This window comes from Sphingomonas hankyongi (genome assembly GCF_023516575.1).
In the GTDB taxonomy this organism is placed as follows: Bacteria; Pseudomonadota; Alphaproteobacteria; order Sphingomonadales; family Sphingomonadaceae; genus Sphingomicrobium; species Sphingomicrobium hankyongi.
The window spans coordinates 387805-408822 of record NZ_JAMGBE010000002.1 but is presented as its reverse complement, the minus strand read 5'-3'; the positions used below and the strand labels follow the sequence as shown (position 1 = coordinate 408822).

The 21018-nt window shown below is 65.2% G+C and carries 12 protein-coding genes; 4 read left to right on the top strand and 8 right to left on the bottom strand.

The features are described 5' to 3' along the window. Positions 1-7: 7 nt before the first annotated feature. Both LZ538_RS06685 and LZ538_RS06680 read right to left on the bottom strand, forming a co-directional pair. Positions 8-8449 carry a beta strand repeat-containing protein gene (locus tag LZ538_RS06685; RefSeq protein WP_249831215.1) on the bottom strand — a complete coding sequence of 2814 codons (8442 nt, stop codon included), beginning with the start codon at positions 8447-8449 and terminating at the stop codon, positions 8-10. Then, a complete protein-coding gene (locus tag LZ538_RS06680; RefSeq protein ID WP_249831214.1) occupies positions 8446-10152 on the bottom strand; it encodes a ShlB/FhaC/HecB family hemolysin secretion/activation protein in 1707 nt (568 codons plus the stop codon). Before LZ538_RS06680 ends, LZ538_RS06685 begins: the two co-directional genes overlap by 4 nt. Positions 10153-10648: 496 nt before the next feature. Here LZ538_RS06680 and LZ538_RS06675 point away from each other — a divergent pair, with 496 nt between their 5' ends. From LZ538_RS06675 to LZ538_RS06660, 4 genes are all read left to right on the top strand, one after another. Beyond that, complete coding sequence (locus tag LZ538_RS06675) at positions 10649-11452, top strand: COG4705 family protein (RefSeq protein ID WP_249831588.1); 804 nt, start codon at positions 10649-10651, stop codon at positions 11450-11452. A gap of 108 nt (positions 11453-11560) precedes the next feature. Then, the gene (locus LZ538_RS06670; RefSeq protein WP_249831213.1) at positions 11561-11695 is read left to right on the top strand and encodes a KGG domain-containing protein; all 135 of its coding nucleotides are present in this window, start codon (positions 11561-11563) and stop codon (positions 11693-11695) included. Positions 11696-11849: 154 nt separating this feature from the next. Beyond that, positions 11850-12542, top strand: a complete 693-nt coding sequence (locus LZ538_RS06665; RefSeq protein WP_249831212.1) for an energy transducer TonB — start codon at positions 11850-11852, stop codon at positions 12540-12542. Between the two features lie 15 nt (positions 12543-12557). Then, the gene (locus tag LZ538_RS06660; RefSeq protein ID WP_249831211.1) at positions 12558-13259 is read left to right on the top strand and encodes a 6-phosphogluconolactonase; all 702 of its coding nucleotides are present in this window, start codon (positions 12558-12560) and stop codon (positions 13257-13259) included. 1 nt (position 13260) lies between these two features. Here the strand turns inward: LZ538_RS06660 and LZ538_RS06655 are convergent, their stop codons facing one another. From LZ538_RS06655 to LZ538_RS06630, 6 genes are read right to left on the bottom strand one after another with little or no spacing between them, the layout of a single operon-like run. Further along, positions 13261-14916 carry an MFS transporter gene (locus tag LZ538_RS06655; RefSeq protein WP_249831210.1) on the bottom strand — a complete coding sequence of 552 codons (1656 nt, stop codon included), beginning with the start codon at positions 14914-14916 and terminating at the stop codon, positions 13261-13263. 47 nt (positions 14917-14963) lie between these two features. Further along, positions 14964-15419: a DUF3833 family protein gene (locus tag LZ538_RS06650; protein WP_249831209.1), complete on the bottom strand. Its 456-nt coding sequence runs from the start codon at positions 15417-15419 to the stop codon at positions 14964-14966. Continuing rightward, positions 15416-17338 carry an acetate--CoA ligase gene (acs, locus tag LZ538_RS06645; protein WP_249831208.1) on the bottom strand — a complete coding sequence of 641 codons (1923 nt, stop codon included), beginning with the start codon at positions 17336-17338 and terminating at the stop codon, positions 15416-15418. The genes LZ538_RS06650 and acs overlap by 4 nt, the downstream gene beginning before the upstream one ends. Positions 17339-17394: 56 nt before the next feature. Next, the gene (locus LZ538_RS06640; protein ID WP_249831207.1) at positions 17395-18222 is read right to left on the bottom strand and encodes an HpcH/HpaI aldolase/citrate lyase family protein; all 828 of its coding nucleotides are present in this window, start codon (positions 18220-18222) and stop codon (positions 17395-17397) included. Next, positions 18219-18671 carry a MaoC family dehydratase gene (locus LZ538_RS06635; protein WP_249831206.1) on the bottom strand — a complete coding sequence of 151 codons (453 nt, stop codon included), beginning with the start codon at positions 18669-18671 and terminating at the stop codon, positions 18219-18221. The genes LZ538_RS06640 and LZ538_RS06635 overlap by 4 nt, the downstream gene beginning before the upstream one ends. A 9-nt stretch (positions 18672-18680) precedes the next feature. After that, a complete protein-coding gene (locus LZ538_RS06630) occupies positions 18681-20993 on the bottom strand; it encodes a transketolase (protein WP_249831205.1) in 2313 nt (770 codons plus the stop codon). Positions 20994-21018: the final 25 nt, after the last annotated feature.

The window sequence follows — 21018 nt, the reverse complement described above, 5'->3', positions numbered from 1 at the left end:
CCTCCGATTAATTCGAGCCGCCGGGGCCGTCGCTGCCGCTCGTGACCGGCTCGTCGACCGGCTGGTCGATCGAGACCGGCCCGGTGTTGATGATTCCAACCGACGCGTCGGCGCCGGACTCGCTGTCGTCGCTTTGGTCGTCGTCCTCGTCGCCGTCGCCCTCTTCTCCGGCCAGCTGCTCGCCGCCCGGTCCGAAGATCTCGTCGTCGTCGTTGCCGGCGATCAAGTCGCTCGGGCTATTCATGAGACCGACCGGGCCGAGGATCGATTCAGCGCCGCCGATGGTGCCCGGCGGGACGTCGGGAGCGCAGCCGTTGCCGACGTCGCAGCCATTGACCGCGGAATTGCCGGTGAACCCGCCAGAGCCGCTGAATTCGACGCTGTCATAAAAAGCGTCTCCGCTGGTGACGGTGCCGCCGCTATTCTGCTGCCCAAACAGGATCACCGTCGCGGGATCGCTGCCGAGGTTGACGATGTGCAGACCGCCGTCGCCGACGGTCAGGCCGGCCGGAGCATCGGTCGTCCCGGTGTTCTGGACCAGGAAGCTGCTGCCAAGCATCGTGACGGTGATCCCGCCGGCGGTAACATAACCGTCAGGGTTCACTGGACCGTTGTTGATCCCGAGCGCATCCTCGAAGCCGGCAAAGTCGGGATTCGCGCTAAGCTGGTTGAGCAGCGCCTGATCGGCGACCCAGACATCGTGCGCGGTGAGGCCGAGCGATCCCGAGAGGCCGCCGGCGCTATCGGTCATCGAAATGCTGCCGGTATCGGTGACGACCTTGATCGCGTCGCCGGCCGACAGGTTGAGCGCGTCGGTGGCGGATGCGTTGACGAAGCTGACGTCGCCTTCGACGATGATGTCGCTCCCGGTGGACACGTTCACCGTCGACACTCCGCCGCCCGCCGTCTGGCTCCCTTCGATCGTCGCGTCGCGAACGAGTATGTTCGGAGCGGCACCATTGCCAGCGGATTGCGCGGTGAAGTTGACCGTGTCCGCAACGATGTCGCCGTCTTCGTCGAGGACATATTGGCCCGGCGCAACGCTGCCGCCGCTGCCGAGGATTACGGGGCTGTCGCTAACCGCGAGCAGGTTGATAACATTGGTCAACGACGAGCCGAGGCTCGCACCGTCCGCGATATTGATGTCGCCTGAAGTCACGTTGATCGTCGGGGCCGAGACCAGGCCGTAGAAGCCAGCGAGACCGCCGGCCGTGAAGCTCGCCGTCGACGTGGCGTCGACATCGCCGACCGACAGGTCGGTTCCGGCCGTCACGGAAACGCTGGACCCGCTGAGATCGCCAGTGGTGACACTCGCATCCGTCGACGAGAGAGCGATCGCGCCGCCGCTGACATCACCAACGTTCAGCGCCGCGCCGGAGTTAAGCGCGACAGCGCCGGCGGCGTTTACGCCGTCGACTTGCATTGCACCTCCGGCGGCAGCGCTGACGGTCGTGCCGTCAATCAGAAGCGCGTCCAGCGTCGTGCCTGCATTGAGTGCGACTGCCTGCCCGGAAACGTTACCGAGCTGCATGGAGCCGGCCGAAGTGGCGCTTACATCGCCTGCGGCGTCCAGATTGCCGGCAGTGATGTTGCCCGAGTTGGCGGCGAGACTGAGATCGCCCGAGGAGAGCAATATGTCGACGATCGAGATATCGCCTGCGGCGTTCAGCGCCAGCCCGGCGCCGTAGAAGATGCTTTCGAGCGCGCTGATGTCGCCGCCGGCGTTGATCGTCAGGCTGTTGCCCGCCACCGGAAGCGATCCGACCGCATAATCGCCAGGCAGGGTCAGCAAGATGTCCGCAGCCTGGATGTCGGCGGAGAACTGGATGTCGGCCCCGGCCAGGTCCAGCGTGTTCGACTGGAGGAGTGCGGCGCTGCCGTCTCCAACCAGGCGAATGACTGACGATGAATCTGCTTGCAGCGTGCCGGAAACCGTCATCTGGCCGCCCGAGAACAGCTCGAACAGGATGTCATCGGTGGAGGTGAGCTGAAGCTGACTTGCCGAGAGCGTGCCGAGCACACCGAACTCGATACCGTCTTCGCCGCTGCCCGGCGGGCTGGCGCCGTTGGCAGTGAACGAAGCATTTCCGAGCGCCATCGTGCTGGTCGCATCGACATCGACGGTGATGTCGCCCGCGTCCGCCGAGGCGCCGTTGGCTGTCGCATTCAGCGAGGCAAATGTGATGCTTCCGGCATTTATTGTAGATAGCGAAACATCGCCGCCATCGGTCGAGCCGTTCGCATGGATCGTTACCGCCCCGCCGCTCATGGCGCCGGCATCGGCTTGGATCTGCACGGCGCCGCCCGTGCCGGTGCCCGCGGTTGAGCCCGCGCCCCCCAGTCCATTCGCGTCGATCGAGGCAGCGCCGAATGTCAGCGGGCCCGAAACCGCATTCACGCCAATGGCTCCGCCGAGGCCGCTGCCGCCGACGCCGCCCGCGCCCGTGGCGTTGCCACCGGCGCCATTGGAAGTGATGATCGTCTGTCCAGTCAGCGCATAAGAGGCAGGACCCGCCGTCTGTACGACCGAGCCGCCGGAGCTGCCGACGAGCTGGCCGCCCGTCCCATCACCGCCATTGAAGCCGTCCCCACCGGTTCCGCTGGAATCGACGGTCAGATTGTGGACCGTTGCCGTTGCGCCATTGAAAGCAGTCGTTCGCGCATAGCCTCCGGTGCCATCGCCGCCCGTGCCGTTGGCCGAAGCGCCACCGGTGCCTGCGGCGCGTATCGAAACATCGCCTGAAAGATTGCTTGCACCGGCCAGGCGAACCGCTGCGTCACCGCCGAGCCCATCGCCTCCGCCGCTGGCGCCGTCGCCGCCTTCACCATCAGCGCTGACGAAGATTTCGCCGGTACCGGTGAAGTTGCCATGCGTCTCGGTGAGCGCGAACCCGGCGACTCCATCGCCACCTTGGCCGCCGGTAGAATTGCCGCCGAAGCCATCGGCATTCACGTCGAGAGATGAGACTGAGACTGTTCCGCCGTTGATTGCGAGCAGCTGTGCGCCGCCTTCATTGCCTGCAGTCCCCGGTCCAACACCGCCTGTGCCGGTGCCCCCGGTCCCTGTTGTCGCGTCGCCGCCATACCCAATGGAATGAATGCTATTGTTGCCGGTGAGCGTCAGGCTGCCGCCGTCGACGAGGACATTGGCGATCCCCGCCTGGCCATTTCCGCCATCGACGCCGCTGCCGGCGTGAGCATCCGCGGTTGCGTCGAGGTTAGCGAGCGTGGCCGTCGAGCCCGCTTCGATGCTTGCCAGCAGATCACCGCCAGTCGCGTTGCCGCCAGTCCCTGCGCTTGCCGCACCGGCCCATGCCTGGGAGTCGATGAGCGTCGTTCCGCTTACGGCTGCACTCGCGCCGAATTCTACGACCAACTGCGTGGTGCCGCCGGTCGCATCGCCGCCGCTGCTTGCGCCGTTGCCTCCGATCGCCTGCGAGCTCACCCAGGTGCTGGCCAGATTCAACGTTGAGCCAGTCCCGCTCGCTACCAGGGAAGCGCGTCCTCCCTGGGCATCTCCACCCTGGATGCCATCGCCGCCAGAAGATTGAGCTCCAATGACGAAGTTGCCCGCAAGCGTTCCGCCGTTGAAAGCATTGGCCGAACCATCGCCGCCCGTGCCATTGCCGCCCGTTCCGTTCGAGCTGTCGCCCCCGTTGCCGCTGGCGTTTATGGTGGAATCGACGCCACCGAAGCTGATGCTGCCACCATTGTCGGCCGTCGCTTCAGCTGTGCCCCCGAAACCGTCGCCGCCGGCTGTGAAACCGCTTCCGCCATTTCCGTTCGCCAGGACAAGCGCCTGCCCGGTCACAGCGATATTCCCGCCGTCCGCAGAAACGGTGGCGTCTCCGGAGTTACCAATTCCGCCTGTTCCCGCCGTGCTCGTTCCGCCTTGGGCAGAGCCGTGGACGGTGAGGGCTGCCAAGCTTGCGCTGCCAGTCACGTCAAGCAACGCATCGCCGCCCTGGGCTGCTCCGCCGCTGGCCGCTCCGTTGCCGCCTACCGCATTCGCACGAACGACAACGTTGCCGCCGGTCGCCGTACCGCTTACGCGCAGGTCCGCGGCCCCGGCAGTTGCGTCACCGCCAATGCCAGCCGTGCCGGTGCCGCCGAAAGCCTGCGCGAGGACATTCGAGTTGCCGAGCGCGGCAGTGCCGTCGACGTTGATTTCCGCCGCGCCGGCCGTCGCTGTGCCCCCGTCCGTGGAGCCGTTGCCGCCCGTGCTCGTCGAAGAAACGATCAGTCTCGCGGCGTTGAGTTGGCCGCCGGCGTCGACGTTGACCTGCGCCAGGCTGTCTACGGCCGATGCCGAGCCGCCTGCGCCCGCCGTCGCGTTGCCGGCAGTGGCGTCAGCGCGCACTGCATTTTCCTCGCTGGAGGCAGGAGTCGCGAAGGTTGCAGTTCCGCCACTCTGAATCGTCAGGCTCGCCGAGCCCGCCTGGGCATTGCCGCCCGACGTCGTGCCGTCGCCGCCCAGGCCATTGGCGTGGACGATCCCGAAGCCCCCGTCGTCCGTAAGTGTTCCCGAGACGGTTACCGATGCGCTTCCGCCGGTTCCATCTCCGCCGGCACCTGCGTTGCCGACACCGGCAAGGCCGCTGGCAACGACGTTGAGGTTGCCGTTTGCACTGCCGCTGAGATCGAGCGTCGACGAGCCGCCTTGAGCGGATCCGCCGCTGCTTCCAACTCCGCCGAACGCGGTCGAGGAAGCGCCGAAGATATAGGCACTTTGCGTATTGAATTGGCCTGTGGCGATGAATTGCCCGGCCACGTCCATGGTCGACGTTCCCGCGAACGCGTCACCGCCCGCTCCGTCCAGCGTGGCGCCGTCACCGCCGGCTCCTCCGAAGGCGCGCGCGAGCCCGAAATAGCCGTTGGCCTGCAGCGTCCCGTTCAATGTCAATGAATCGGAATTGGCTGCCAGCCCGGCGCCGCCAGCGCCTCCGTTGCCGTTGACACCGGCACCGCCTGCGCCGCCCGTGCTGTTGACGTTGATGATTGCATCGACGGCCACGGTGACGTCGCCGTCGATCGTCATCGACCCGCTGCCGCCCTGGCCGTCACCGCCGGCGCCGCCATCGGTCGAGCCCTGGCCGCCGTCCCCGGCATTGCCTTGCGCGAGCACGAACAGGTTTCCTCCGATATCGGCGGTCGCGGTCGTCGAGAGAATATCGAACGTGGATGTGCCGCCGAAGGCATCACCGCCGTCGCCGCCTACTCCCGCGCCATTGGCCAGGCCTGCGCCCCCGACACCGCGAGCCACCAGCGATACGTCGCCACCGCTGGCGAACGAGCCGCCGTCAGCGGTGATCGTGAAGGTCGCCAGGCCGCCCGTGCCGGTGCCACCAGTCCCGGTAGCACCGCCACCGCTTCCATTAGCAAGGGCAGTCAGGCCTCCGACGCTCATTGAAGCCGCGTCGATCAGGATTTCCGCGATTCCACCTTTTCCTGAACCGCCGGTGCTACCCGTGCCGCCCTGGCCGACGACGTTCATCGTCACCCACCCGGTCACGTTGACGCTTGCGGGATCGAGCGAGGCCACTGACTCAAGCGAGCCAAAGCCGGCGTAACCGCCAACCGCATTGCCGCCGACTGCACCTCCGCCGCCTTGCGAGTAGCTGACGAGGTCTAGATTGCCGTTGATCGTGAGGTCGCTGCTTGAATCGGCCCACGACACAACCTGTACGCTGCCGCCAAACGAATCGCCGCCGATAGCACCCTGACCGCCGATCGCCTGCGCGACAAGCATTGCGCTATTCATCGTGACATCGCCGAATGTGTCGATGCGTGCGCCGCCCCAATTGTCGTTGCCGGGTGTCTGCGGATCGTCATAGCCGCCGCCCGTCGCCGCGCCGCCGTTGCCTTGCCCGGCGCCTCCGGTGCCGCCAGCGCCGCCTTGCGCCGTTACGTCCATTGTCACGGCGCCATAGGTTGCGACGCTCGCCGTTCCCTGGGGGCCGTAAACGCCGGCTCCCGCCGAACCGCCGATGGCCGCGCCGCCGACGCCGCCGCTCTGCAGGCCTGAACCTGCTCCGCCGGCACCTCCGGTGCCCTGTGCCTTCAGCGTGACGTTGCCGAGATGGATCTCAGACCCGTTTTCCGATGCCGCAAATGCGCCGCCGGTGCCGAGTTCGCCAGTGTAGAGGCCGCCCGCGCCGATGCCGCCGGTTCCGCCGGGGGCACTGTCGCCATTGCTTGTGCCGCCGACACCGCCGATGCCTCCGGCGTCGATGGTGACATTGCCGCCGTTGATGACCGAGGTCGCGAGAACGATGATGTCGGTGGAATCGGCGAGCGTGGCTCGCGCCTCGACATAGCCAGTTCCGCCATCCCCGCGACCGCCGGTGCCGCCGAACGCGACATTGGCGTCGCCGCCGGTGCCGACGACGTCGATGGTCACCGACGGGCCGATGTCCAGGGTTCCGTCGATCGCGGTGAAGCCGGCGATGCCGCCTTCGCCCGCGCCGCCGGTGACGGCGTCGCCGCCGGTTCCGTTCGCGGTAAGGGCCACCGCGCCCTGGAACGTGATCGTTCCGTTCCCACTAAGGAAGACGCTGGGATTGCCGCCCAAGCCGAAGCCTCCGGTGACGTCCCCGGGGAAGGGCAGGGCGCCGGTGTAGCTGCCGCCTACGCCGATGGCCTTGAGCAGAGTGGCGCCGTGCACGGTGATGTCGCCATCCTGCGACGTGATGTGAATGTCTCCGCCGCGACCGTTTCCGCCGACCGCCGGATTGATTCCGTCGACTCCTTCGACATCGCCGCCGATTCCGTCGCTGGTGGCCGTAAGATTGCCGTTGATGTCGATAGAGCCGCCGCCATTGGCGGAGATCGAGACGTTGCCACCGATGCCGTCGCCGCCATTGTTGGTCTGGCTGCCGAGCGCCTTTTCGCCATTGGCGCTGACGTCGACCGTCAGGGCGTTGAGGCTGATCTGGCCGTTGCTATTGGCTGTGATGTCGACGTCGCCGCCGAAATTGTCGCGGCCTTCGATGTCGCTGTCCGGGGAGACGGACGCGCCGATGTTGGCGTAGATCTGCGTGTCGCCGAGCACGCTGAAAGTGCCGCTGTTGCGCGCGGCGATGTCGACATCCGAGGCGCTGCCGTCCTGGGCTGGTGCCGCGGTTATCATGAGGTTCCCGCCAACGGACAGATCGCTTCCGTCCGCACTGATATCGACCAGCGACAGGAAGGTGGAATTGAACGTCGAGGCGGTGAGGTCGCCGGCAATCGCAAGGGCGTTGCCACCGCTCGCGCTCATTGTGATGTTGCCGTTGGCGCCCGCGTTCTGGCTGCGGAGGATGACGTCGCCACCGAATGCGATCGAGCCGCTGTCGGCAAGCACCGAAATGTCGCCATTGGCGACCGCCTCGACATGGCCATTGTAATTGCCGGGATCGATCGTGAGGTCGGCGTCCGTGCCCGAGAGAGCGCTGTAACTGCGGAACGACTGACCGATTTCTTTCACGCTCCCGCCCGCGGAAAGGACGATCACGCCATTGTCGAATGACGCTGCGCCAGCGTCGGCGAAACCGACATTCCCGCCAAGCAACATGTTTAGTGCCTGAGCCTGAGGAACGGCGACCATGTAGACGCGTGGCGTCCCGGTCGCATCGACCGGCCAATATGTTGTGCCCGTGTGGACCACGCCTTGAGCGTCGTCCGTGCCGCCCGTGCCGAGATCGACCTGGATGTCGAACAGGCCCTGGTTCATGCTCATCGTGAGGCTGGTTGCGGCCACGTAGGCTGCGCTTCCGCGGACGACGACGTCGCCGCCCTGCTCAACGCGCGGCGCGATCATGGCGACATAGCTATTCGGCTGGAGCGCGTTGATCTTCGCGCCGGGGTCGATCTGGATCTTCGTGCCGGAAAGCGCGGAACTCGTGCTGAAGGAGAAGCTGGTGTTGTCGGCGCTGAAGTCGGAGAAGCCGTCATCCGTCGTGTCGGGGATGTCAGCCGTGGTCAGCAGGAGGCCGCCGACGTCGAACACGGCGGTCGAGCCCACGACGATGCCGTTCGGGCTGTAGAACCAGACCTTGCCGCCGGTCGCTCCGCCGTCGACCTTCGAAAGAACGGTTCCGTTCAGGCCGATCGCACGGCTTGCGTCGGGGACCACGCGATTGAGGACGGTATAGTCCGAAACGCCCGTCGCGCCCTGGAACGTTGCGACGTTGCCATTAGGCAGGAAGTCGATCGTGCCGGTACCGCTAAGATCGGGAGACCAGTTGATCACGGCCTTCGAGCCCGTGACGGTGATCGTCTCCGTGCCGGTACCAGTCGCGGTCTGCGATGCATTGAGGCTCGACGAAATCGAGCCGTTGAAGGCTTGTGCCTCCGCCCTCTGTGGGTGGAGCGCACCTGCAGCGACGGCTGCTGCAGCGCAGGACAGCATCAGCGTCCGACGGTTGGAGGTGAGATTACGCGAAGACGCGATAACTACTGATCGGGTCATTTGTAGCTCCATGGCCACAGGCGGGTTGAAAGGGAGACGAGCAGCCGCGGATCCGGCTTTTCGTCGAGGAGGCCGACATGGGTGAGGGGGATCGCAAGCGCGGTATCGAGCGCGAAGCGGTCGAAGCTGACGCGCGCGCCGGCGCCCACGGAATTCAGATGGTTGGAGACGTCGAGCTCGACCAGGTGGTCGAGATTCTTGACGCGCGCGTGGTCCCAAAATGCATAGGCTTCGATCGCAGCGCTTTTGGCGGTGCGCGGGACGCGGCTGCCAAACCGGATCTCGCTCTGCAGGCCGTAACCGCGGTCGCCGAGCAGGGCACCGGGATCGTAGCCGCGCCCAACGGTGTAATTGCCGGCCGAGAATTCCTCGAAGCTCAGAAGCGGCTTCCACGCATATTGCGCCCGGGCTCCGAGAGCGAGGGTCAGCCGCGGAACGGGACGCACCTCGCCGTACGACACCAGCCGAACAACTCCCGCCGTCGCGCGTCCCTCGATGCGGCTGGGCGGAACGTCGTTGGGGCCAAGGCAATCGGCGCCGTTCGGGCCGCAGGGATCGCTTGCATCGAAAATGTCGAGCCCCTTGCGAAGCTCCAGCAAAGCCGTGGCCCGCCACAGCGGCTCGGCAAGCGAACGGCCGTTGCCGAAATTCGTGCTAACCGCATCCCAACCGAGGCGTGCGAAGCCGACCCGGAGCCGGTCGCGGGTCAGGTCGATATTGTCGAGGTCGACGTCCTGGTTGACGAAATCGAAACCGGCCGAGCCGCGCAACGTGCGCGCCTGGCGACGTACGAACGGATAGCCGACCTCGAGCGTGCTGAGCAGAGTGCGCGCCTCAACGTCAGCATCCTCGATGCCGGGCCGCGCCCAGGCATAGGTGAAGTTGCCGGAAACGGTCAGGCCCTCCGGCCCAACCCGAAAATCATGGCCGAGCTGGACGGTCTGCTGCTCTTCGAAATCGGCGGTCGTGAAGACGGACAGCGTCGTCCGATCGCCCAAACCTGTGAGGCCGAAGAGCTGGCCGCGCACGAGCCCGCCCCAGCGGCCCAGGTCTTCCGACCCCATGTTCTGGACGTTGAGGTCTGCATAGGCGCCGATGTGCTGGACGGTGACGTCGCCCACGACTTCTCCCGGCGCCGTTCCGGCCGGACGCAAGGTCATCCGCGTGCTGTAGCCGGGGATATCGCTGGCGAGCAGCAGGTAGCGCTCGGCTTCGAACCGGTTGAACACCGGCTGCTCGGTCAATTGGTCGAGATAGCCCGCGATGACCTTTTCGGCGCCGGCGGCGTCGCCGCGCACGCGAACCTGGGTGAGCTTGGCCATCAGGACCCGAAAGTGCACTACGCCGTCAGCGATGCGCTGCTCCGGGACCTGGACAGCGGCGATGTAGCCGGCGTCGCGGAGGAGAGCTGCAGCGCGGTCGCGCACGTCGCAGACGACCGAGATCGGCTGGTCGGTGCCAACATATTGCGCGTAGGAGGGCGCGAGCTGCTCCGGCGTTAGTCCCTGAAGCCCATCGAATTGCACGTCGCGCAGGGTCACGCGGATGTCGCGGAAATCGGGATTGTCGAGCGCGCACGGCGTCCGCTCGACCGCGCCTTCCACGTCGATACGCGGGCGGCGAACGGGTGGGGGAGGCGTTTCCTGTCGGGTTACTTCTTCGCGGGTCGGCGGCAACAGCGGGCCAGCCGTCTGCGCGGCCACGGCCGACGGAATGAACAACACAGACGCTGCGAATGTTGAAATCGAGCGCGCACGATGCCCGCCCGAGAGTGTGTACGCGTTACTCCAACGACCCATGTGGGGCGCCCCCTTCCCCTCGATTCGACTCGCGGACCCCGCGAAGAATCCCCGGTTTAGAGCAGCTTAACTCGATGTCATCAAGGAGAATTAACCGCCGTTAAACATTGAGGAAAATCACCGACGTCCTGAATTGGGACCAACATGGGTATCTGGACCCCTGACGCCGCCTCGTGCACATGAGATGGCATGGCGAAGCGGGACCCGACCGAGAAATTGTCGTGGCCCTGGGTCCGGAGGGGTCGCCGGAATCGAAGGCGGTGCCGATTGTGTGCGGAGCGCGTTTCGACGATCGCTTACCGGCTTCGCCAATCGTCTCCGCAATGCAATCGCCAACGTCACGCTCGGCGAGGTCCGGGCATCTTTCGCCGCGCACCGCGTGGATAGGCCTAAGTCTACGATGACGACCGACGAAAGAATAGAAGCGTTCGCGAAGGTGCCCGCGGTCACGCTCGGCTTCTGGATCATCAAGATCCTCGCGACGACATTGGGCGAAACCGGCGGAGATACGGTCAGCATGACCTGGCTCGGGGAGACGACCCCGGAAGCGGGTGCCGGCGGGCTGAACGGCTATCTGGTCGGCACCGCAATCTTCGGCGTCGCACTTGTGATCCTCGTGTGGGCGCAAATCCGCGCCCGGCAGTTCAATCCCTGGCTTTACTGGGCAACCATCGTTGCTTCGACGACATGCGGGACGACGCTTGCGGACTTCTGCACGCGCTCGCTCGGCATCGGCTATCCGGGAGGATCGCTCCTTCTGCTCGCCTGCGTGCTTTTCTCGCTGTTCGCCTGGCACAAGACGCTTGGAACCGTCGACGTGAGCAGTATCGTCACATCCAAGTCCGAAGCCTTCTATTGGGTGACCATTACCTTCTCGCAGACACTTGGCACAGCGCTGGGGGATTGGGTGGCTGATTCAGGCCTGGGATATTCAGGCGGCGCGCTGCTGTTCGGTGCCGCACTCGCGCTGCTCGCCGGGCTCTATCTCGGCACGCGGGTGAGCCATGTCCTGTTGTTCTGGGCAGCCTTCATTCTGACCCGGCCCCTCGGAGCGACAGTCGGAGATTTTCTCGACAAGCCTGTTGCGAAGGGTGGCCTCGAGCTGAGCCGCCCGCTGGCAACCGCCGCACTCGTGATCGTGATCGTGGCGCTAATCATGTTCCTGCCTCAGCGAGCCGGACAGCATCCGCCCGAGCAAGGCTGAAGCCGGTCCAACAACAAAGGTTACGGCCGTTTCCTAACCTCCATCAGCATTGTGAACGCGCTTGGAATGCGGGCGTTACGGATGCGCAATTCACAAGGGAGGAAGAGCATGCCGACGACGACATCTGGTGGATCCAAGCGCGGCTTCGCTGCGATGGATCCCGCGAAGCAGCGGGAGATCGCGAGCAAGGGCGGCAAGGCCAGCCACGGCGGCGGACGCAAGGCAGCAAGCGCCAGCCGCTAGACATCCCGACCCTGAAGCGCCGGACGCGCGTAAACCGCACCCGGCGCTTTTCATTTGATACGGAGCCGCAACCGCTGCAGCCGAAACGGCGTTCATCCGCAGCATGTACCGGTCCGACCTGAAGCCCAGAGATAGGGGAGGCGCCATCGCTGGCGTGGTCGCGATCCACGCGGCGCTGCTCTTCGCCTTCCTCCACCTGTCCGGCCGCGTCGATCTGACAGACCCGCAAAGCGTGATGCGCGTGTTCGACGTGAACGAAGTCCCGCCCCCGCCAGAGCCGCCGCCGCCGCCGCAGGAGCAGCAAACCAGGCCCAAAGAGGAGGAGGGCGGTTCGTCGCCCGAGAACATCAGGAGCCAGGCGACGGCGGTGGTCGCTCCAAAGCCGAAGATTGAGACGCCCCCGGTTCAGAAGATCGCCACGTCCGAAACGCCGCGGCAGGGAACGCAGCCGACGCAGGGCGCCTCCGACGTGCGCGGGCCAGGAACCGGCGCCGGCGGAGTTGGCACCGGTACGGGAAGCGGTCTCGGTGGAAGCGGGAGCGGCGGCGGAGGAGATGGAGGAGTCGCGGAACCGCCGCATCTCGTCACCCCGGTACTCCGCGGACGCGACATTCCGCGGGACCTGCTGGACCAGTGGCCCTCCCGGGCGACGGTTTTCTTGCGCTTACGGGTAGACGCGCGAGGTTATGTGAGCGAGTGCACCGTCGACCGGGGCACCGGCGTCGCCGCAATCGATTCGGCCCTTTGCAATTTGGCGCACGACCGGCTGCGGTTCCGTCCAGCGTTGAATCGCGCAGGCCAACCGGTTGCAGGCTGGTTCGGGTACGCCCAGCCGGCCCCGCGCTAAGACAGAAGGAAGCACATGATCGAAGCCGAATGGTGGGAATATGACTCGGTCGACGAGCTGGCCGATGCCGTGGCCGGGGATGTCGGCTTCATCATCGAAAGCGCGGTTGATGCACGCAACGCGTCGCTGATCGCGGTGCCAGGCGGCGATGCGGCGGCTATCTTCCCCAAGCTGGCCAAGCAAAAGTTGCCGTGGAAGCGGGTGACGATCATCCCGACCGACGATCGGCTCGTTCCTGTCGATAACGATCAGTCGAACGCGAAGGGGATCGCGAAGGCCTTCCTTCCGGCCGGCGCGCGGGTGATGCCGATCGTCAGCGGCGCCGCTGAGGACTATCGCCTTGCAGGCAATGCGGCCGACGCGCGGCTCCAGGACCTCCCGTGGCCGCCCGACCTCGTTTGGCTCGGCATGGGCGAAGATGGACATACTGCGTCGATCTTCTCCGGGCCGGACCTGCAGGCCGCCCTCGATGCGCCCAAGGCGAGGCGCGCCGTCGGGGTCATGCCCGACCCGATGCCGGAGGATGCGGCCGTCGCTCGCGTCACGCTGACGCGGGCAGCGATCCTGTCGGCACGAACGATCCTGATCACCCTGACCGGCCAGGACAAGCGGGAGCTTCTGGAAGGAGCAATCGCCGACGGGCACAGCTCAAAGCTTCCGATCGGCCGCGTCCTCGCCGAAGTGGACCAGCCGATCGACATCCACTGGGCGCCCTAGGCTAAACCTCTTCGAGCCTGCGCCCGGCGGTTTCCTTCAGGAACAGGAATGAGACCACTACGGAGATCGCAGTGAAGACGACGGCGTACCAAAGCCCCTCGTAGATATTCCCGGTGATCGCCACGAGCGCGAAGCTGGTGACGGGCAGGAAGCCTCCGACCCATCCGGTGCCGACATGGTAGGGGAAGGACATGGCGGTGTAGCGGACTCTTGTCGGGAACATCTCCACCAGCGCCGCCGCCTGTGGCCCGTAGAGCGCGGTTGAGGCAACGACGAACAGCAGGAGCACAATGACCAGCAGGGTCATGTTCGCCTTCGCCGGGTCGGCAGTCTTAGGGTAGCCCGCGGCTTCGAGCTCCGCGGCGATCGCATCGCCCGTCTTCGTCTTCAGAGCTTTGAGGTCGGGGCCGGCGAGACCCTCGCCACCCTGAATCGGAACTGCTTCGGTTCCCACGACCACGCGCGTGAGGCCGTCGGCGCTCGGCTGCGTGCCGAACGAAATGCCCCTGGTGACGAGGATGCTCTTGGAGATGTCGCAGGCGCTGACGAACTTCGCAGTGCCCACCGGATCGAACTGGACCGAGCAGGTCGCCGGATCGGTTTCGACGACTATCGGTGTTGCATGCTGTGCGGCGATCAGGTCCGGGTTCGCGGCGTTCGCGATCCAGTGCGAGGCAGGGAAATAGAGAGCCAGCGCCAGCAGCATTCCGCCGAGCATGACGGGCTTCCGGCCCATCCGATCGGAAAGCCAGCCGAAGAACACGTAAAGCGGCGCGCTGACCAAGGTCATGACAATCAGCAGGAAATCCTTGGTCTGGCTGGGAAGGCCGAGCGAACGTTCCAGGAAGACCTGCATGTAGAAGAAGGTGAAGTACCAGACCGCCCCTTGCGCGCACATGATCCCGAAGAATGCGATCAGCACGCGTTTCACGTTGCGCGAATTGCCGAACGCTTCGGCAAGCGGAGCCTTGGCGACCTCGCCCTCTTCGCGCAGCTTGGCGAAGTGCGGGCTCTCGGCGAGCTTGGCGCGCATCCAGACCGAAACCGCGAGGAGCAAGGCGGAGACCAGGAACGGCACGCGCCAGCCCCAGGCAAGGAAGGCGTCCTCGCCAATTGCGGTCCGCGTCCCGACGATGACCAGGAGGGCGGCGAGGAGTCCGAACGAGGCCGAAGACTGGATCCATCCCGTGGCGCTGCCTCGGCTGGCGTTGGGGGCATGCTCCGCGACGTAGATGGCTGCACCGCCATATTCGCCGCCGAGGGCGACACCCTGCAGGATTCGAAGCAGAATCAGCAGCGTCGGGCCGAGCGCCCCGGCCTGCACGTAGGTCGGGAGCAGGCCGATCAGGAACGTCGCTGCGCCCATCAGGCTTACGGTAATCAGGAATGCGCCCTTGCGGCCGAGCCGGTCGCCGACGACGCCGAAGATGAGGGCTCCGAGCGGGCGGAAGGCGAATCCGGCCGCGAACAATGCGAGGGCCGCAATCAGCGCCGGGGTAGGGTCGAGCCCGGCGAAGAAGACTTTGGATATGACCGGCGCGAGGCTGCCGAAAATGAAGAAATCGTACCATTCGAACGCCGTTCCGGCCGACGACGCGACAATCACGCGCTTCATCGACCAGGGTGAATGGTGGTGCGTTTCCGCGATGCTCGCCATGCTTCCTAATGCTCCCCCTTGGACGGAGGGATAGCATCGCCGCGACATCAGTCCAGCTTGCGAATGACCTCGTCGAAATGGGCGACGGTGATGCCGAAGCGCTTCACGCGCATCGTGTTCGTAACCTCCTTCGGGCCTCGTGCTGCAAGCCACTGATCGAAGTCGAGATTGTCCTTGCCCTTGTAGCGGATGCGTACTCGTTCCCTGACGACGTCCACCCGCACGGCGCTTGCAGCATCGGTCAGGGTTCCCTCGAAGCGGTTCGGGCCAGTCTGACGCAGCCGCCAGTAGCGCGTCCTCGGCGGCTTCTGCGGTTCATGGATTGTCTGTTTCAGGACGAGCGAGCCGTCTTTTTCCATGCTGCCCTGACTGTCGACCGACATGCGTTTCGGTGACTGGAAGATGATCTTCAGCGTGCCGTCGCCGTGGGTCTGGCCCTGGAAGAATTCTACGGGATTGAAGGTGGTGGTGGCTGCCGCAGCCAGCATCGCCAGCGCTGTCATTGGCGCCCCGCCAGCAGTGCATCCACGACAGTGGGATCGGCCAGCGTCGACGTGTCCCCAAATCCGTCCGTGGCCCCTTCCGCGATCTTGCGGAGGATCCGACGCATTATCTTGCCCGAGCGCGTCTTCGGTAGCGCGGGTGTGAAATGGATTTTCTCAGGCGCGGAGAAAGCGCCGATATCGTGGCGAACTTCCTGGATCAGTTCCTTGCGGAGGTCCTCATCGCCTTCTTCACCGGCGTTCAAGGTCACGTACGCGTAGATGGCCTGGCCCTTGATGTCGTGCGGGTAGCCGACGACGGCCGCCTCGGCGACCTTGCGATGCGACACCAGCGAGCTTTCGACCTCCGCGCTTCCGATCCTGTGCCCCGAAACATTGATGACGTCGTCCACCCGGCCGGTGATCCAATAATAGCCGTCCTCGTCGCGCCGGCAGCCGTCCCCGGTAAAGTAGAGTCCCGGGTAGGCCTTGAAGTAGGTCTCGAAGAAGCGGCCGTGATCCTGCCAGACGGTGCGCATCTGTCCCGGCCATGAGCTGGCAATGCATAGATTTCCGCTCGTCGCGCCCTCCAGCACATTGTGCTGGGCATCGACCAGAAGCGGCTTGATTCCCGGCAGCGGCTTGGTCGCGGAGCCGGGCTTCATGTCCGTCGCGCCCGGGAAAGGCGAGATCAGGATGCCGCCGGTCTCGGTCTGCCACCATGTGTCGACGACCGGACAGCGACTATCCCCGACGACGCGGTAATACCATTCCCAGGCATCGGGATTGATCGGCTCTCCGACGGTGCCGAGCAGGCGCAGCGACCTACGCGAGTATCTGGTGACCCAGTCGTCGCCCTCTCGCTCGAGAGCCCGGATTGCGGTGGGCGCAGTGTAGAAGATCGTCACGCCTAGGCGGTCCACGGTTTCCCAGAAACGTCCGAAGTCCGGGTAATTGGGAACGCCGTCGAACATCACGCTCGTCGCACGGTTCAACAGCGGGCCGTAGACCACGTAGCTGTGACCGGTCACCCAGCCGATGTCGGCGGTGCACCAGAAGATATCCTCTGAACGATAATCGAACACCCAGTCGAACGTCGTCGCGACCCAAACGGCGTAGCCCCCGGTGGTGTGGACCACGCCCTTGGGCTTGCCCGTCGATCCCGAGGTGTAGAGGATGAACAATGGGTCCTCGGCATTCATGACCTCGGGCTCGCACTCGGTGGCGAGCGCGTCGCGCCAATCCGAATAGAAGATATCGCGGCCGCGCTTCATCGGAACGTCGGCGCCGGTTCGCTTGACGACGATCACCGTGGGCACGTCACCTTCCTCGAGCGCAGCGTCGACGTTGCGCTTGAGGGGGATGTACTTGCTGCCGCGGACGCCCTCGTCGGCGGTGATCACCGCGCAGGCGTCGCAATCGTCTATGCGGCCGGCAAGGCTCTCCGGCGAAAAGCCGCCGAACACCACCGAGTGTATCGCGCCGATGCGTGCACAAGCCAGCATCGCCGCCGCCGCTTCGGGGATCATCGGCATGTAGATCATCACGCGGTCGCCGCGCTTGACACCTCGCTGCTTCAGCAAGTTCGCGAACCGGCAGGTCTCTTCATAGAGCTCCCGGTAGGTCATCGATCGTCCTTGTCCCGGCTCGTCGGCTTCGAAGATCAGCGCCACGCGGTCGCCATGCGCCGGCAGGTGACGGTCCAGGCAATTGACCGAAAGGTTGAGCTCGCCGTCCGCGAACCAGCGGATGCCGAACGTGTCTTCGTCGAAGGACCAGTCCCCCGCCTCCGTTGGGGACTTGTTCCATGTCAGCCGCTTCGCCTGGTCCAGCCAGAAGCGGTCCGGCTGGGCATCAGCGAGGGCGTTGAGCTCGGCGAGCTCGCGCGGTCCGATCCGCGCACCAAATCCGTCGGGAACCCGATGGACCGTCTCACTCATAGGCCGCGGCTCATGTCGATGACGGAGCGGGCTGCGGTCGTGGCCATCGGACTCTCCTACCTTGATCGATCCAGTACGCGCCGGGCTTGCAGGAGATGCGGCCGGTCGACCATTCGGCCGCCCACGGACAGGACGCCTGCGTTGGGATGTGCTTCGAACGCGGCGACAATTTCCGCAGCGTGCTTCAGGTCTTCGGCCGAGGGCGTGAATGCCGCGTTGATGATCGGAACCTGGGCGGGATGGATGGCAAGCTTCCCGGTGAAGCCTTCGCGCGCGGCTGCCTCCGCCTCTGCGCGCAGCCCATCCGCGTCACGAAAATCGGCATAGACGCCGTCAACCGGCTGGACACCAGCGGCGACGGCCCCGGCAAGGCACAGCGAGCGCGCCATCTTGTAGGTGAAGCTCAGCCCACCGTCCGCGTCATATTTCGATGCGGCGCCCAATGCCGCCGACAGGTCCTCGGCCCCCCAGCTCATCGCAACCAGCGGCGATCCCGGGTTCAGGTAGGTCATCAGGCCGAACAGGCTGGCCGCTGTCTCCGTTACTATCGCGTGGATCGGGACGTTCCCCGTGCGATGCGCAAGCTGGATGACGTCGGCGCCGCTCTCGGCCTTGGGAAGCACGATACCGTGGACGTAGGCGCTACGGAGCAGGCTGAGGTCGTCCTTATGGAACTCGCTTCCCAGCGGATTTACGCGGACCCACCATTGCGGCCCGTTGGAGCGCTTCGGCAGCTCCTTCAATATCTTGCGCGCGGCCGCCTTGCGGTCCGGAACCACGCTGTCCTCGAGATCGAAGATGACCGCGTCGGCATCGGTTTCGAGCGCCTTCAAGACCTTCTTTTCGCTGTCCGCGGGGACGAACAGCCAGCTTCGCGGCGTCATGACGGCGTCTTGAGCAGCATTGCCGTGCGCGTGCACTCGCACACGAGCTCGTCGCGCTGGTTGAAGCTGCGATGGGCCCAGGTCACGATCCCCGCGGTCGGCCGCGACTTGCTATCCCGCAGGGACAGGCATTCCGTCTCGCTGCGAAGCGTGTCGCCGATGAAGACCGGAGCCGGGAACTTGAGCTGGTCGTAGCCGAGATTGGCGACAAGCGTGCCGAGCGTCGTGTCCTCGACGCTGACGCCGATCATCAGCCCGAAGGTGAAGATGGAGTTGACGATCGGCTGCCCGAACTCTGACTTCGCCGCATATTCGCGGTCGATATGCATTGGCTGCGGATTGTGAGTGAGCGTCGATATGAGGAGGTTGTCGGCTTCGGTCACAGTCCTCGTGATCGCATGCGCGATACGGTCGCCGACCTGCCACTCGTCGAAATAACGCCCGGCCATCGCCGCTTCCTAGGCAGGCAATAGCAACTCGGCAACGGCCTCGGTGATCGCCGAGCCGTCGAGCCGATAGGCGGCATAGAGGTCCGCAAGGCTGCCCGTCTGGCCGAAACGATCGACACCTAGCGGCGCCACGCGCTGTCCGAGAACCCCGCCGAGCCAGGAAAGGCTTGCCGGCGCGGCGTCTGCGATCGTCACCAGCCCGGAATTGTGGCCCAGTCGTGAAAGAAGCTGTTCCACATGGCTCGGTTCGCGCCTGCCAGCCCAGCGCGCAGCCTGCGCCTCCGTCCACCCACGATGGAGCAAGTCGGGAGAAGTGACGGCGAGCAGGCCAAGGCCCGGGATGTCCTCGCGAAGCTCGTCCCACGCCGCCAGCGCTTCCGGCATCACGGCGCCCATGGCGACGATTGCCGCCTCCGATCCGTAGCCAGGCTCGCGCAGCCAATATCCGCCCGAAAGCGCGCCGTCGCGCCAGCCATCGTCCTCTCGCGATTCCTGGATGATGCTTCGCGTCGATAAACGCAGGTAAGTGCTTTCGCCGGCCGGATCGTCGATCAGCCGAAACGCTTCCTCTATCATCGCCGCGAGCTCATCGGCGTAGGCCGGCTCGTAATGTCGCAGGCCGGGCTGTCCGAGCGCGATCAGCGGCGGGTTGATCGACTGATGCGCGCCACCTTCCGGCCCGAGCGTGATCCCGCTCGGCGTCGCGACAAGCAGGAAGCGCGCGTCCTGGTAGCAGGCGTAGTTCAGCGCATCGAGGCCTCGGGCGATGAAAGGATCGTAGAGGGTGCCGATCGGGAATAGCCGCTCGCCGAACAAATCACCGGACAGGCCGGCGGCCGCCAACATCAGGAAAAGATTGGATTCCGCGATACCCAGCTCGATATGCTGGCCATTGTTTGTGAACGACCATTTTTGTGCAGATGCAATCTTTTCTCTAGCGAAAGTATCAGCGATCCCGTTGCGTCGGAAGAGTCCGCGCTGGTTCACCCAGGCGCCCAGGTTCGTGGACACGGTGACGTCGGGCGAGGTGGTGACGATGCGGTCGGCGAGATCGCCTCCGGCTTTCGACAATTCGAGCAGGATGCGCCCGAAAGCGGCCTGGGTGGACTGCTCGTCGCCGCTTGGCGCAGCAATCGCCGGCACGGTCATGTTCCCGAAGGCGCGGCTACGTTTCCCGCGTGCGATACGCGATCTTTCGATCAAAGCCTCGACCGCGGGCCGAGCATTGTCGCCGACGCTCGCGAGCTTTTCCCATTCCTGGCCTTCCGCGACGCCCATCGCCTCGCGCCAGGCCGTCATCTGCGTGGGGTTCATCAGACCGGCGTGATTGTCCTTGTGACCCGCGAAGGGGAGGCCGAAGCCTTTGATCGTCCAGGCGATGAACAGGGTCGGGACGTCGTCCTGGGCGGCGTCGAACGCCTCGACCAGCGATTCCATGCAATGGCCGCCGAGGTCGGTGAACAGGCTGGCCAAGGTCGCATCGTCTCTGCCCTTGAGGAAAGCTGCCGCCGGCTTGCCGACCTCGGCCTCGATGCGTTTCCGCCACGCTGCACCGCCCTGATAGTGGAGCGCGGACAGCTCGGCGTTGGGAAGCTTCTCGAACCAGCCCTTGAGCTTCGGGTTCGCGTCGAGCGCTGCGTTCAACTTCTTGCCGCAGCGCAGTTCGACCACGCGCCAGCCGCAGCTGCGAAAGATCTCGTCGAACCGCTCGAACATACGGTCGGCGCTGGTCGCGTCGAGGCTCTGCCGATTGTAATCGATGATCCACCACAGGTTGCGGACATCGTGCTTGGCGCCCTCGATTAGCGCCTCGTAGATATTGCCTTCGTCCAGCTCGGCATCGCCGATCAAAGCAACGAAGCGGCCGCGTTCGGAATCCGTCATTCGAGCATGGGCAGTGAGATAATCCTGCACCAGGCTTGCGAAGAGGGTGATCGCAACGCCAAGGCCCACAGAGCCGGTGGAGAAATCGACCGGGATCTTGTCCTTGGTCCGGCTCGGGTAGCTCTGGGCGCCGCCGAAACCGCGGAAGTTCTCGAGCGCTTCCCGGCTCTGGCTGCCGAGCAGATAATGGATCGCATGCAGCACGGGCCCGGCGTGCGGTTTCACCGCGACGCGATCATTCTCGCCCAAAGCATGGAAATAGAGTGCCGCCATGATCGCCGTCATCGACGCGCAGCTCGCCTGGTGACCTCCGACCTTAAGTCCGTCGTCGCTTTCGCGGATGTGATTGGCATGATGGATCGTCCACGCGGACAGCCAGCGCAGGCGCTCCTCCAAGGTTTTCAGTGTTTCGATGTCGGTGGCGACGGGCTTTAGCATTCCTGCGGCCTAGACCAGCGGAACG

Bases quoted from the DNA above. Each gene is read 5' to 3' on its own strand.
- LZ538_RS06660 (WP_249831211.1), top strand. From the start codon at position 12,558: ATGATCGAAGCCGAATGGTGGGAATATGACTCGGTCGACGAGCTGGCC.
- LZ538_RS06640 (WP_249831207.1), bottom strand. From the start codon at position 18,222: ATGACGCCGCGAAGCTGGCTGTTCGTCCCCGCGGACAGCGAAAAGAAG.
- LZ538_RS06630 (WP_249831205.1), bottom strand. From the start codon at position 20,993: ATGCTAAAGCCCGTCGCCACCGACATCGAAACACTGAAAACCTTGGAG.
- LZ538_RS06675 (WP_249831588.1), top strand. From the start codon at position 10,649: ATGACGACCGACGAAAGAATAGAAGCGTTCGCGAAGGTGCCCGCGGTC.
- acs (WP_249831208.1), bottom strand. From the start codon at position 17,338: ATGAGTGAGACGGTCCATCGGGTTCCCGACGGATTTGGTGCGCGGATC.
- LZ538_RS06650 (WP_249831209.1), bottom strand. From the start codon at position 15,419: ATGACAGCGCTGGCGATGCTGGCTGCGGCAGCCACCACCACCTTCAAT.
- LZ538_RS06685 (WP_249831215.1), bottom strand. From the start codon at position 8,449: ATGACCCGATCAGTAGTTATCGCGTCTTCGCGTAATCTCACCTCCAAC.
- LZ538_RS06670 (WP_249831213.1), top strand. From the start codon at position 11,561: ATGCCGACGACGACATCTGGTGGATCCAAGCGCGGCTTCGCTGCGATG.
- LZ538_RS06635 (WP_249831206.1), bottom strand. From the start codon at position 18,671: ATGGCCGGGCGTTATTTCGACGAGTGGCAGGTCGGCGACCGTATCGCG.
- LZ538_RS06655 (WP_249831210.1), bottom strand. From the start codon at position 14,916: ATGGCGAGCATCGCGGAAACGCACCACCATTCACCCTGGTCGATGAAG.